The organism is Actinomadura mexicana (genome assembly GCF_900188105.1).
GTDB lineage: Bacteria > Actinomycetota > Actinomycetes > Streptosporangiales > Streptosporangiaceae > Spirillospora > Spirillospora mexicana.
In genome coordinates, this window is record NZ_FZNP01000002.1 from 700,250 (window position 1) to 712,308 (window position 12,059).

The following is a 12,059-nucleotide window of genomic DNA, read 5'->3' on the forward strand; positions in this document are numbered from 1 at the left end:
TCCGGATCGATGGGAAAGAGGCGAAGCCGTGACACGACGGGTCGATGCGGGGCGGTCGGTGTGATCAGCCTGCCGCCGGGAGCGGGCTGGTTCGCCCGCCATACGGTCGCGGGACTGGCCGACGCCCTGCGGGACGGGCGGACGTCCCCGGGCGAACTGGTGGATCGGGCGCTGGACGAGGCGTCCAGGCTCGGGGCGCTCAACGCGTTCGTCACCGTCGACGGGACGGGGGCGCGCGCGGCGGCGGAGCGCGCCGGACGGGAGCTGGCCGCCGGCCTGGACCGCGGTCCCCTCCACGGCATCCCCGTCGCGGTCAAGGACGTCGTCGACACCGCGGGGCTGCGCACCACGATGGGATCCCGCCACCACGCGGACCGGGTGCCCGCGCACGACGCCGAGTGCGTGCGCCGGCTGCGCGCCGCCGGCGCGGTCATCGTCGGGAAGACCACGACCCACGAGTTCGCCTTCGGACCGACCGGCGACCGCTCGCTGAACGGGGCGACCCGCAACCCGTACGGGGACGGGCGGCTCGCCGGAGGGTCCAGCAGCGGGTCCGCCGCGGCCGTGGCCGCCGGGATCGTCCCGCTCGCGGTGGGCACCGACACCGGCGGCTCGGTGCGCATCCCCGCCGCGTGCTGCGGGATCGTCGCGCTCAAACCCACCCTCGGCGCCGTGCCGTCCGACGGGGTCTTCCCGGTCTCGTCCTCTCTGGACACGGTGGGCCCGATGGCGCGGACCGCCGAGGACTGCCTGCTGCTGTGGAACGCTCTGGCCGGCCGGGACGCCCCTGCCCCTGATGCCGCCGGTGTCCGCGTCGGCTGGGTGGCGCCGGACGCCGTCCACCCGAGCGACCCGCGCGTGACCGCCGCGGCCCGCGCCATGCTGGAACCGCTGCCCGTGCGGGACGTCGCCGTCCCGGACCTCGCGCGGTTGCGCTGGGCCTACACCGCGATCCAGAGCGGCGAGGTCCACCGGCTCCACGCGGGACGGATGGCCGCCGCGCCGGAACTCTACGACGCGGAGGTGCTGGCGCGCCTGCGCGCGGCCGGGCGGATCACCGCCGAGGACACCGCCGCGGCCCGCGAGATGCGGGAACGGGTCCGCAGGGCGGTGACGACCCTCTTCGGACGTTTTGAGATCCTCGCCATGCCCACCGTTCCGGTCGTCGCTCCGCCACTGGGCGCCCGGACCCTGGCGCTGAACGGGACGCCGGTCGACGTCCGTGCGGCGCTCCTGGCGTTCACCAGCCCGTGGAGCGTGCTCGGACTTCCCGCCGTCAGCCTGCCCGCCGCCCTCGTCGACGGGCTGCCCGCCGGTCTGCAGCTGATCGCCCGGCCGGGCGCCGAGCGCCTGCTGCTCGCCGCCGCGCGCCGCCTGGCGAAGACGATCTCCACCACCCCGTCGCAGCCATGAAGGAGCAGCCCATGCCCGCCGTCAGCCCGGTCACCGCGGCCGCCGTCCAGTTCGACCCCCAGGTCGGCTGCGTCATGGCCGACGCCGCGACCTAGCGGCCCGTCGTCGAGCACATCGACCTTCCCAACCCGGTGGTCGTGCTCAACCGTCGCGGGCGCGGGGAGAGCGGCCCTCTCGGATCCCACTACTCGGTCCGCACCGAGGTGGACGATCTGAGTCACGTCCTCGGAGGTCTCGGCGATGTCGGCCTTGCCGGCGGGACGCACCTGTTCGGCTGGAGCTACGGCGGCCCGGTCGCCCCTCGCCGACGAGCTCGGCGCCATCGACGGCCACCGGCCCGCCTTCGGCGCCTACGCGGACCTCGACGTGCCGGTCACCCTGCTCCTCGGAGCGGACAACGAGGGGCAGCCGCCTTACGGGACCGCGTTCGCGCAGTTCGAGCAGGCGATGCCGCGAGCACGGGTCGTCCGCATCCCGGGAGAGGGCCACCTCGCCCACGCCTCCGCTCCCCGACTGCTCGCGGCGCACATCGCGGACGCGGTGAAGGAGCACTGAGCGCACCCGCGTGCCATCCGTCCGCGCTTCCTCGGCTCATGGCTGCGACGTGGTGGCGCGTGGCGGGGAGGCGGCCTCGGCTCGGGCGGCGTCCAGGGCGCCGATCGTGGTGGCCAGGGCGAGGAGCACCATCGCGATCCGGAGGGTGATGCGCAAGATCTTCATCTGTGGAATCCCCCGTTCCATCGAACGGATCCTGTACTCAATGTGATGCGGCCGGACCGGGAAGTGTTCTCCGAACGCCTCAGAATGGACGAGAAGGACCGTTCGATGGACGGGTCACGCGGGTTGGGGGGCCGGGGCGGTGGCCTGTTCGCGTTGCCAGAGCGCGCGGTAGGGGCCGGGGCGGTTCAGCAGGTCGGTGTGGGTGCCCCGGTCGGTGACGCGGCCCTCGTCCAGGAAGATGACCTCGTCGACGGCGTCCAGGCCGGCGAGGCGGTGGGTGACCAGGAGGGTCGTCCGGCCTTCGGTGGCGGCGAGGAGGTCGGTGGTCAGCTCGTCGGCGGTCGCGGTGTCGAGGTGCTCGGCGGGCTCGTCGAGGAGCAGGATCGGGAAGTCGGCGAGGAGGGCGCGGGCCAGTGCGATGCGCTGGCGCTGGCCGCCGGAGACTTGAGCGCCGTGCTCGCCGACGCGGGTGGCGAGGCCGTCGGGGAGGGACTCGACCCAGTCCAGGAGCCGGGCGCGGTGCAGCGCGTCGCGGATCTCCTCGTCGGTGGCGGACGGGCGGGCCAGGCGGATGTTCTCGCCGATCGTCGAGTCGAACAGGTGCGCGTCCTGGGCGCAGAGGCCGATGACCTTGCGGACGTCGTCGCCGGAGAGGGCGCGCAGGTCCACGCCGTTGAGGGACGTCCGGCCGCCGGCGGGTTCCAGGAAGCGGAGCAGCGCGGCCGTCAGGGTGGTCTTGCCCGCTCCGCTCGGGCCGACGATCGCGCAGCGGCGGCCGGGCGCCAGATCCAGGGAGACGCGGTCGAGGGCGAAGGGTGCGCTGGGCGTCCAACGGGCCCGGAGGTTCTCGACGGAAAGTGTGTAGGGCGCCGCAGGCAGCGGTGCTGGGGCGTCCGGTTCCTGGACCGGGGGCGGGCTGTCCAGGACGGCGAAGATGCGCGCGGCCGAGCGGCGGACCCGCTCCAGGTACTGGGCGGCCAGGGGCAGCCCGGCGACGACCTCGAATGCGGCCAGCGGGAGGAGGACGACGACCGCGAGCAGGACACCGTCGAGGGCCCCTGAGCGGACGGCCGGCACGCCGACGGCGAGACTGCCCCAGACGGCCAGACCACCGGCGAGGGCGGAGATGGCGGCGCCGAGCCCGGTGGTCGCAGCGGAGCGGGCCGTGGCGCGCGTGAAGTCGCGATCGAGTCGCGCGGCCTTGGCGAGCTGTTCGGGAGCGGCGCCGTACGCGATGAGTTCCGGGGCGCCTTGCAGGGTGTCGACGACGTGGGAGGTGAGTTCGCCGCGCAGGTCGGTCGTGCGGCGTTCGGCCCGGCGGGAGACGACGCCCGACAGCCAGGGGGCGACGACCCCGGCGAGCAGCAAGGCCAGCAGGAGGACGACGCCCGCCGAGGGAAGCAGCAGCCAGGCGAGCCCGACGGAGGCGCCGCCGACGACCGCCGCCACGGTGCAGGGCAGCAGCACCCGCAGGAAGAGGTCCTGGACGGCGTCGACGTCCGCGACCAGCCGGTTCAGGAGGTCGCCGCCGCGGAAGGCGGGAAGCCCGGCGGGTGCGAGCCGCTCCAGCCGCTCGTACACCCGGGCCCGCAGGTCGGCGAGGATCCGGAACGTCGCGTCATGCCCGACGAGGCGCTCGACGTACCGGAACACGCCCCGCCCCAGCCCGAACGCGCGGACCGCCACGATCGCGACCATCAGCATGAGCACCGGCGGGTGCTGCGCCGCCCGCGAGATCAGCCACGCCGACGTCGCCATCAGCCCGACCCCGCTGCCGAGGGCCAGCACCCCGAACAGCAACGCCAGCGCGAGCCGTCCCCGCGCCGGACGCGCGAACCGGAGAAGCCGGAAGATCATGCCCTCACCCCCGCCGCGGCTGTGAAGCCGCCCGCGCCCGCCGAAGCCTTCCCGGCGGGACGCCGGAAGGTCCCGCAGGTTTCACGTGAATCATTTCGGCCACCGGGGTTCGATGCCGCTCCGCGGGCGGGGCCCGATGCCTTCCGGTGGCCGGAGGCCGAGGTGGAGGGGGTCATGTCGTCACCAGGGCCGGGGTGATGGGGACGGTGCGGTCGGCCATCGCCGCGAGGGCCGGGCGGTGGGCCACGAGGATGACCGTGCGGGACTCCGCCAGGCGGCGGACGGCGTCGAGGACGGCGGCCTCGCTCTCGGTGTCCAGGTTGGAGGTCGGCTCGTCCAGGAGGAGGAGCGGGGCGTCGCGGAGGAAGGCGCGGGCCAGGGCGATGCGCTGGCGCTGTCCGGCGGACAGGCCCGCGCCGCGGTCGCCCAGGGGGGTGTCGAAGCCCGAGGGGAGGGCGTCGACGAACCCGAGGGCGTTCGCGGCGCGGGCGGCCTCGCGGACCTCGGCGTCGGACGCGTCCGGGCGGCCGAGGCGGATGTTCGCGGCTACGGAGCCGGCGAACAGGTGCGGGCGCTGGGGGACCCAGGCGATGCGCTCGCGCCAGGCGTCCGGCGAGAGGTCGGCGAGGTCGTCCCAGTCGACCAGGACGCGCCCCGAGTCCGGGCGGACGAAGCCGAGCAGCACGGCGAGCACGGTCGACTTGCCCGCGCCGCTCGGGCCGACCAGGGCGACCGTCTCGCCCGGGTGGACGGTCAGCGAGAAGTCGTCGAGGGCGGGGGCGCCGCGGCCGGGGTAGGTCACCGTCACGCCGTCCAGGCGGAGGGTCGCGCGGTCGGGGTCGGGGACGTCCCGCCGCGTCCCGGAGGGGGGCGGCGGCGTTTCGAGGACCTCGAAGATCCGCGCGGCGGCGGTGAGGCCCTCGACGCTCGCGTGGTACTGCGCGCCGACCTGGCGGAGGGGCAGGTAGGCCTCCGGCGCGAGGATCAGGACGAGCAGCGCGGTCTGCAGGCCGAGGCCGCCCTCCACCAGCCGGAGCCCGATCGACACGGCGACCAGGGCGACGGACAGGGTGGACAGCAGTTCCAGGACGAGGGCGGACAGGAACGCGATCCGCAGGGTGGACATGGTCGCGCGCCGGTGCCGGCCGGTGATCTCGCGGATCCGGTCCGCCTGCGCGCGGGCCCGGCCGAAGATCTTCAGCGTGGGGAGCCCGGCGACGACGTCCAGGAAGTGGGCGGAGAGCAGGGAGAGCGTCCGCCACTGCCGGTCCATCCTGCGCCGGGTGGTGAGACCGACGAGGATCGCGAAGACGGGGATGAGCGGGAGCGTCGCGGCGATCGTCACGGCGGAGAGCCAGTCGCCCAGCAGGATCCGCGCGCCGACCGCCACCGGGACGATCACCGCGAGGACCAGTTGCGGCAGGTAGCGGGAGAAGTAGTCGTCCAGCGCGTCGATCCCCCGGGTGGCGAGGGTGGCGAGCTCGCCGCTGCGCTCCCCGGACAGCCAGCGCGGCCCGAGGGCCAGCGCGTGGGCGAGCAGCCGGCCGCGCAGCTGCGACTTCACCGCGGCGGACGAGCGGTGCGCGGCGACCTCCTGGAGCCACGCGACGAGCGTCCGGCCGAGGACGACGGCGAGGAGCAGCAGGAGCGGGGTGCGCAGGCCGCCGAGCGACGCGCCGTCCAGGAAGGCGCGGGTGAGCATGCCGGCGAGGAGGGTCGCCTGCGCGATGATCAGTCCGGCGGTGGCGGCGCCGAGCAGCACCGACGCCGCGAGGAACGGGCGCGTCGTGCGGGCGTGGCGCAGCAGCCGGGGGTCGAGGGGCTTCATGCGACCGGCTTCCTCACCGGGATGTGGGACGTGCCGATCCGCTTGCGGAAGACCCAGTACGTCCAGCCCTGGTAGATCATCACGATCGGGGTGAACACGGCCGCCACCCACGTCATGATCTTCAGGGTGTAGCCGGACGAGGCCGCGTTCGCGGTGGTCAGGCCGCCGGTGCCGAGGGTGGACGGCAGGACGTCCGGGAACAGCGACAGGAACAGGGTGGCGACGGCGAGCACGATGGCGGCGCCGGTTCCGATGAACGCCCAGCCCTCGCGGCCGCGCCGGTTGGCCGCCGCGGCGGCGAGCAGCCCGGCGGCGGCGCCCGCGGCGGTGAGCCAGGTGACGGGCTTGCCGTACTGGAGCTGGGTGATCAGCAGGAAGCCGCCCCCGGCGACGATGGCGGCGACCGCGGCGAGGCCGGCGATCCGGCGGGCCCGCGCCCGGATGCCCCCGGTCGTCTTGAGCGCGAGGAACACCGCGCCGTGCAGGATGAACAGGGTCACGGTGGTGAGCCCGCCGAGCAGCGCGTACGGGCCGAGCAGGTCGGCGAGGGAGCCGGCGAACTCGTGGTCGGCGTCCAGCGGCACGCCCCGGACCATGTTCGCGAACGCGACCCCCCACACGAAGGCGGGCACGAGGCTGCCCCAGAAGATCGCCTTGTCCCAGTGGGACCGCCAGCGGGCGTCGTCGCGCTTGCCGCGGTACTCGAACGCGACGCCGCGGATGATCAGTGCGAGCAGGATCGCGAGGAGCGGCAGGTAGAAGCCGCTGAACAGGGTGGCGTACCACTCGGGGAACGCGGCGAAGGTGGCGGCGCCCGCGACGATGAACCACACCTCGTTGCCGTCCCAGACGGGCCCGATGGTGTTGATGACGACGCGGCGCTCGACGTCGTCGCGGCCGAGCACGGGCAGCAGCATGCCGACGCCGAAGTCGAACCCCTCCAGGAAGAAGTAGCTCGTCCACAGGAAGGCGATGATGATGAACCAGGCGGTGGTGAGTTCCATGACCGGCCCTCAGTAGGCGAACGCGAGCGAGCGCTCGGAGTCGGAGTCGGAGTCGGACCCGGGGCCGTCGGACGGCGGCGGCAGCACCTCGTCCTCCGACGGCGGCCCGGCCTTGGCGTACCTGAGCATCAGCCCGGTCTCGATGACCAGGAGGACGCCGTAGAGCGCGGTCAGCGACGCGACCGAGATGAGCATCGACGACGCCGACACCCCCGGCGAGACGCTCGACGACGTCTTCAGCACGCCGAACACCGACCAGGGCTGCCGCCCCATCTCGGTGAAGATCCATCCGGCGGAGTTGCCGACGAAGGGCAGGGTCAGCGAGAGGACGCCGATCCGGTACACCCAGGGGCTGGAGGGGAGCCTGCCGCGCCGCAGCAGCCACAGCCCGGCCAGCGAGACCAGCGCCATGGCCATCCCGGCGCCGACCATGACCCGGAAGTTCCAGTAGATGACGGGGATCATCGGGCGGTAGTCGCCGGCCCCGTAGCGCGCCTGCTCGGCGGCCTGCACGTCGTTGATCCCCTTGACCTCGCCGTCGAGGGTGCCGGTGGCGAGGAACGACAGCACGCGCGGCACCTTGACCCCGAAGACCTCCTCCTCGCCGTTCAGCGTCCCGACGGTGAAGATCGAGAAGGAGGCGGGCTGCTCGGTCTCGTAGAGCGCCTCGGCCGCGGCCATCTTCATCGGCTGCTGCTCGGTCATGACCTTGCCCTGTAGGTCGCCGGTGATCGCGACGCCGATGGAGGCGATCGCGGTGACGGCCAGCGCGAGCTTCAGCGACGGCCGGAACACCTCGACGTTCCTGCGGCGGGCCAGGTGCCAGGCGCTGACGCCGGCCATGAACATGCCGCCGGTGGCGAACGCCGCCGTCATGGTGTGCGGGAACGCGACGAGCTGGGTGGAGTTGGTCAGGACGGCCCAGAAGTCGGTGAGGACGGCCCGTCCGGACTCGTGGTCGATCCGGTAGCCGACGGGGTGCTGCATCCAGGAGTTCGCGGCGAGGATGAAGTACGCCGACAGCAGCGTCCCGATGTGCACGAGCCAGATGCAGCCGAGGTGCAGCCGCTTCGGCAGCCTGTCCCAGCCGAAGATCCACAGGCCGAGGAAGGTCGACTCGACGAAGAAGGCGAGCAGGCCTTCGATGGCGAGGGGCGCCCCGAAGACGTCGCCGACGAACCGGGAGTAGTCACTCCAGTTCATGCCGAACTGGAACTCCTGCACGATGCCGGTGACGATCCCCATGGCGAAGTTGATCAGGAAGAGCTTGCCCCAGAACTTGGTGGCGCGCAGGTACGCCGTCCTCCCGGTCCGCAGCCAGGCCGTCTGGAGGAGCGCGACCAGCGCGGAGAGCCCGATCGTGAGCGGGACGAAGAGGAAGTGGTAGACGGTGGTGATCCCGAACTGCCACCGGGCGATGTCGACGGTGTCCATGGGCGCAGGCCTCTCCGGCGTATCTACTACGAGCTGTAGTACTACATCCTGTCAGAGATACTACGGCCTGTAGTACTACGACTGGTGGTTAGTTGGGTCACTCGCCCCGGACGTGCTGGACGGGGCGGCGCGAGGGATGCGCCGCCCCGTCCAGGGCAGGTCTGCGTTCGGTCTAGCGGGCCGTGCGATGGCGGCGGCGGGTCAACTCCCGGCGCGCGGGACGAGGCAGCCCGAGCGGTTGAAGTCGAGGACGCTGCCGGGGGCGATGCAGGCGGCCAGGGTGTAGGTCTGCTGGGCGTACCCGATGTTCGGGTGCACCGTGACGGTTCCGGACTGGTCGACCTCGCACGGGTTGTTCAGCGTGCAGCGGCCGCCGTCCTCGTTGATGGTGTTGTTCGCCCCGACCACCTTGCCGGTCGAGGCGTCGACGAGCGGGGAGCCCGACGTGCCGCCGATGACGTTGCACGAAGGGGTGTAGCGGATCGAGTCCTTCCACGTCCACGCCCCTTCCTTGACGCGGTAGGCGAAGCCGTCGATGTTGCAGGAGTAGATCCTGCGCCAGTAGCCGGAGACCACGCGCACGTCCGCGCCGGCGGTGGGATGGCTGAGCGAGAGCTGGAGCGCCGGCGTCCTGTAGGCCTGCTGGATGGCCGCGTAGCTCTGGGTGAGCCGGTACAGGGTCACGTCGGTGTCGGTCATGGTGGAGTACAGCACCCTGTTGGCGCGCAGGGTGCCGAGCGTGCCCGAGCCGCTGGAGTTGAGCAGGCTGAACGTGCGGCTGGACGCCCGGTTCGTGATCACCTGGCCGGCGCCGGGCATGCCGCCCTCGTAGCAGTGGCCGTTGGTGAGCACGAGCGCCGGGTCGCTGTCGGCGGCGGTCGGGGTGCGGACGAGCGAGCCGGAGCAGTTGCTCAGGGCGACGATCCCGGTGAAGTCGACGGCCCTGACCTGGACGGGGCGCGCGGGCGCGGCGGAGGCGGTGGAGGCGCCGGCGGTCAGCGCCGCGGCGCCGACGGCCGCTGAGGCGAGCACGCCGAGAATGCGTCTGTGCATGGCGGGGGGTCCTCTCCGGTGAGGGTGGCAGCGTGATGCTAACCACGGCCCCGCCGTCCAGAAAGGGCGAATCTGGACGAAAAGGGAGAACGCCGCGAATCTGGCAGGCATTGCAAAGCCAGACCCGCGGCGTTCCCTCCGGGGTCAGTAGTGGAACGCGGAGGTCACCCTCGCGCCCTTCGTGCCGAGGTTGACGACCGACGCCCCGCCGGACGGGACGGCCCGGCAGAACGCGCCGCCGTAGCCGTCCGGGAAGACGAAGAGACCCCACACGCCCAGCCAGTCCTCGACCGCGCCGGTCTCCGCGTTGAGCATCGGCTCGCCGGCGGGGACGACGCGGCGCTGGACGATGTAGTCCTCCTTCAGGCACTCGGCGACCGTCTCGGCCCACTCGCGGTCGGTCTGGTCCCAGCCCACGCGGATGCCCCTCCCCGACAGGCCCGCGACGGGCTTGAGGATCAGCTCGTCCCGCTCGGCCCGGACCTGGTCGGCCAGGTCGGGGGTGAGGGTCCGCGTCCACGGCAGGATGCGGTCGATCAAAGCGTTCTCGTCAGGCGACAACTCCGCGCGCATGTCGGGATCGGAGAGGAGCGGCAGGCAGCTCTTGTAGGAGAACATGGACGCCGTCAGGGGAGTCCACAGCACGACCTTGCCCTCCTCGTAGGCGCGCATGACGGCCTCGACGGGCTTGTCGTTGCGCGGGTCCCGCGCCACCTGGTGGGCGGAGAAGTACCGCAGGACGAGATCGAGCGGGCGGTCGTGCAGGTACAGCCGTCCACCTTTCTCCTGCACCTGGTCCACTTCGCCGATGAGCAGCTCGATGCCGTATCGCTTCATCGACTCCTGGAAGGAGCGGTGCAGCGACTCGTACGCCGCCATCCCGCCGACGGCCTCAAGTGTGGCGACGACCGGCGCCTCCTTCTGCGTGGCCTGGACGAACTGCCGCGCGATGGCCGCCGGAGTGTCGACGGTGGACAGGCCGTGCTCGTCGGCGAACGCGGCGAACTCCTTGCGGGCGAGCAGGCAGCGGTTGGCCTCGCTCATGTCGACGCCGCCCAGTTCGCTGCCGATGTTGAACTCCAGCAGCCGGAAGCGCGAACCGTCGTCGTAGAGATCGGCCCGCCCGTACAGGACCGGCTCCGCGTCGAACCGCGTCATCAGATCGGTGCGGCGCGCGTCCGCGCCGACCGCGGCACAGAACCTGCGGCGGTCGCCGTCGAACAGCCGGTCCGGCAGTGCCGTCATCAGCCGGAACAGCCCGGCCAGGTCGTCCGCCGCCCGGCGCGTCCGCGCCTCGGACGAGAACAGCGGCCGGGTCGCCAGGTACCTGCCCCACGCCTCGGTGAACACGGGCGGGTACTCGGCCTCCGCCATGGCGTCGCGCAGGGGCCCCTCGCCGGCCGCCTCCAGGTACTTCGCGGTGACCATCAGCCGGCCTCGTCCGCGTCGACGACGAGGTCCTTCTCGATCTTGCGGATTGCCTCGCGGTCGGCGTAGATCTGCTCCGCGTCCTCGTGGGCGAGGATGATGTAGCCCATCGTCATGCTGGCGAACAGGTCCGTGCTGGCGTCGACGTGGTCGCCGGTCCTCACCACGTGCACCGGCGAGTGGTAGCTGGGCAGGTCGCGCGCCAGGTCGTAGATCTCGGCGTTGCGCACGATCCCGGTGGAGTGCGACATGAGGAACACGGCCATGACGTTGCGGCGCAGGGTGTAGCCGGGCGGCATCTGCGGACCGAGGCCGCGGCACACGTCCACGATCCTCGTGACCTGGCTCTCCCCGGTGGCGATCTCGGTCACCGCGGGATTGCCCGCCCCGGCCAGCCGCGCGTTGACCTCCAGCAGCCGCGGCCCGTCCGGGGTCATCATGATCTCGGTGTGCGCGGCCCAGTTGCGCAGCCCGACCGCGTCCAGGGCGGCGAGGCCGTAGTCGATCAGCTCGCCGTAGGCGTCGGTGTCGTAGGGGAGCCACTCGACGAAGTCGTACACGGCGATGCCCTCGCCGAACGGCACCCGCCGGTACTTGATCATGTCGGTGATCGAGTGCCGGCCGTCGTGGCTGACGGTGTCGATGGCGTACTCGGTGCCGGTCATCATCTCCTGGACGAGGACCTCCTCGGCCAGCACGTCGAGCTTGTCGCGGGTACCGAGCATCGCCGTGAACTGCTCGCGCCACCCCTGCCCGCCGGGAGCGCGGCTGACCCCGACGGTGCCGGCGCTCGTCGGCGGCTTGACGACGAGGTCCCTGCCCGCGAGCCCCTCGCGCTCGATCCAGGCGGCGACCGCGTCCGGGTCGGTCGCGGAGATCTGCCGGGGGACGGGCAGCCCCGCCGCGGCCAGGGCCTGGTGCATGAGGTACTTGTGCCGCCGGGCGTCGACCAGTTCCGGGTCGTTGGAGAACTCCGGCGCGAGGGCGTCGGAGCACTCCTGCGCCAGCCGCAGCGCCGCCTCGACCCCGGGGATGACGGCGATCGGGTTCAGCGCGCCGAGCCGGGCGATCGTCTCCGCCATGTCACCGTGATGGTTGATGACCGCGTCGTAGTTGCCGGGATCGTGCGAGGAGTGCAGCGGGGCTAGCGCGGGGCCCGTGTAGTCCATCAAGGCCACCGGGCTGAACCCCGCCTCCCGGAGCGCAGGAGCGACCATCGCCGCCGAGGTGAAGGGCCGCACGATCGCGACGACTGGCTTGTCCATGGTGGTCACCTTCTGTTTCGATCGTTCCGTTCGTTGTGCGGCGCCCGTCCTCGCGGG

10 protein-coding genes are annotated in these 12,059 nt (G+C 72.5%); 2 read left to right on the plus strand and 8 right to left on the minus strand.

What is annotated here, in order from left to right; translation table 11 throughout:
* Positions 1-60 precede the first annotated feature (60 nt).
* On the plus strand, positions 61-1,413 hold the full coding sequence (locus CHC11_RS07600; RefSeq protein ID WP_245918870.1) for an amidase: 1,353 nt from the start codon (positions 61-63) through the stop codon (positions 1,411-1,413).
* 240 nt (positions 1,414-1,653) lie between these two features.
* A complete protein-coding gene (locus tag CHC11_RS42010; RefSeq protein ID WP_218825963.1) occupies positions 1,654-1,968 on the plus strand; it encodes an alpha/beta fold hydrolase in 315 nt (104 codons plus the stop codon).
* A 36-nt stretch (positions 1,969-2,004) separates the two neighbouring features.
* On the opposite strand, the gene CHC11_RS43330 is transcribed toward CHC11_RS42010, so the two are convergent.
* The 8 genes from CHC11_RS43330 to CHC11_RS07640 all read right to left on the minus strand — a co-directional run bounded on the left by CHC11_RS43330 (position 2,005) and on the right by CHC11_RS07640 (position 12,002).
* Complete coding sequence (locus tag CHC11_RS43330; RefSeq protein WP_281258287.1) at positions 2,005-2,133, minus strand: hypothetical protein; 129 nt, start codon at positions 2,131-2,133, stop codon at positions 2,005-2,007.
* Positions 2,134-2,247: 114 nt separating this feature from the next.
* Entirely contained in the window at positions 2,248-3,990 is a 1,743-nt protein-coding gene (gene cydC / locus CHC11_RS42015) for a thiol reductant ABC exporter subunit CydC (RefSeq protein ID WP_089310842.1), read from the minus strand.
* Positions 3,991-4,162: 172 nt separating this feature from the next.
* Positions 4,163-5,818, minus strand: coding sequence for a thiol reductant ABC exporter subunit CydD (gene cydD, locus CHC11_RS42020; RefSeq protein WP_089310843.1), 1,656 nt, complete (start codon positions 5,816-5,818; stop codon positions 4,163-4,165).
* Positions 5,815-6,822, minus strand: coding sequence for a cytochrome d ubiquinol oxidase subunit II (cydB, locus tag CHC11_RS07620; RefSeq protein ID WP_089310844.1), 1,008 nt, complete (start codon positions 6,820-6,822; stop codon positions 5,815-5,817). The genes cydD and cydB overlap by 4 nt, the downstream gene beginning before the upstream one ends.
* A 9-nt stretch (positions 6,823-6,831) precedes the next feature.
* Positions 6,832-8,256: a cytochrome ubiquinol oxidase subunit I gene (locus CHC11_RS07625; protein WP_089310845.1), complete on the minus strand. Its 1,425-nt coding sequence runs from the start codon at positions 8,254-8,256 to the stop codon at positions 6,832-6,834.
* 201 nt (positions 8,257-8,457) lie between these two features.
* The gene (locus CHC11_RS07630) at positions 8,458-9,309 is read right to left on the minus strand and encodes a S1 family peptidase (RefSeq protein WP_089310846.1); all 852 of its coding nucleotides are present in this window, start codon (positions 9,307-9,309) and stop codon (positions 8,458-8,460) included.
* 144 nt (positions 9,310-9,453) lie between these two features.
* Entirely contained in the window at positions 9,454-10,737 is a 1,284-nt protein-coding gene (locus CHC11_RS07635) for a hypothetical protein (RefSeq protein WP_089310847.1), read from the minus strand.
* Entirely contained in the window at positions 10,737-12,002 is a 1,266-nt protein-coding gene (locus tag CHC11_RS07640) for an ATP-grasp domain-containing protein (protein WP_179278732.1), read from the minus strand. The genes CHC11_RS07635 and CHC11_RS07640 overlap by 1 nt, the downstream gene beginning before the upstream one ends.
* Between the last annotated feature and the right edge of the window lie 57 nt (positions 12,003-12,059).

Bases quoted from the DNA above. Each gene is read 5' to 3' on its own strand.
- CHC11_RS42010 (WP_218825963.1), top strand. From the start codon at position 1,654: ATGTCGGCCTTGCCGGCGGGACGCACCTGTTCGGCTGGAGCTACGGCG.
- cydC (WP_089310842.1), bottom strand. From the start codon at position 3,990: ATGATCTTCCGGCTTCTCCGGTTCGCGCGTCCGGCGCGGGGACGGCTC.
- CHC11_RS07625 (WP_089310845.1), bottom strand. From the start codon at position 8,256: ATGGACACCGTCGACATCGCCCGGTGGCAGTTCGGGATCACCACCGTC.
- CHC11_RS43330 (WP_281258287.1), bottom strand. From the start codon at position 2,133: ATGAAGATCTTGCGCATCACCCTCCGGATCGCGATGGTGCTCCTCGCC.
- CHC11_RS07630 (WP_089310846.1), bottom strand. From the start codon at position 9,309: ATGCACAGACGCATTCTCGGCGTGCTCGCCTCAGCGGCCGTCGGCGCC.
- cydD (WP_089310843.1), bottom strand. From the start codon at position 5,818: ATGAAGCCCCTCGACCCCCGGCTGCTGCGCCACGCCCGCACGACGCGC.
- cydB (WP_089310844.1), bottom strand. From the start codon at position 6,822: ATGGAACTCACCACCGCCTGGTTCATCATCATCGCCTTCCTGTGGACG.
- CHC11_RS07640 (WP_179278732.1), bottom strand. From the start codon at position 12,002: ATGGACAAGCCAGTCGTCGCGATCGTGCGGCCCTTCACCTCGGCGGCG.
- CHC11_RS07635 (WP_089310847.1), bottom strand. From the start codon at position 10,737: ATGGTCACCGCGAAGTACCTGGAGGCGGCCGGCGAGGGGCCCCTGCGC.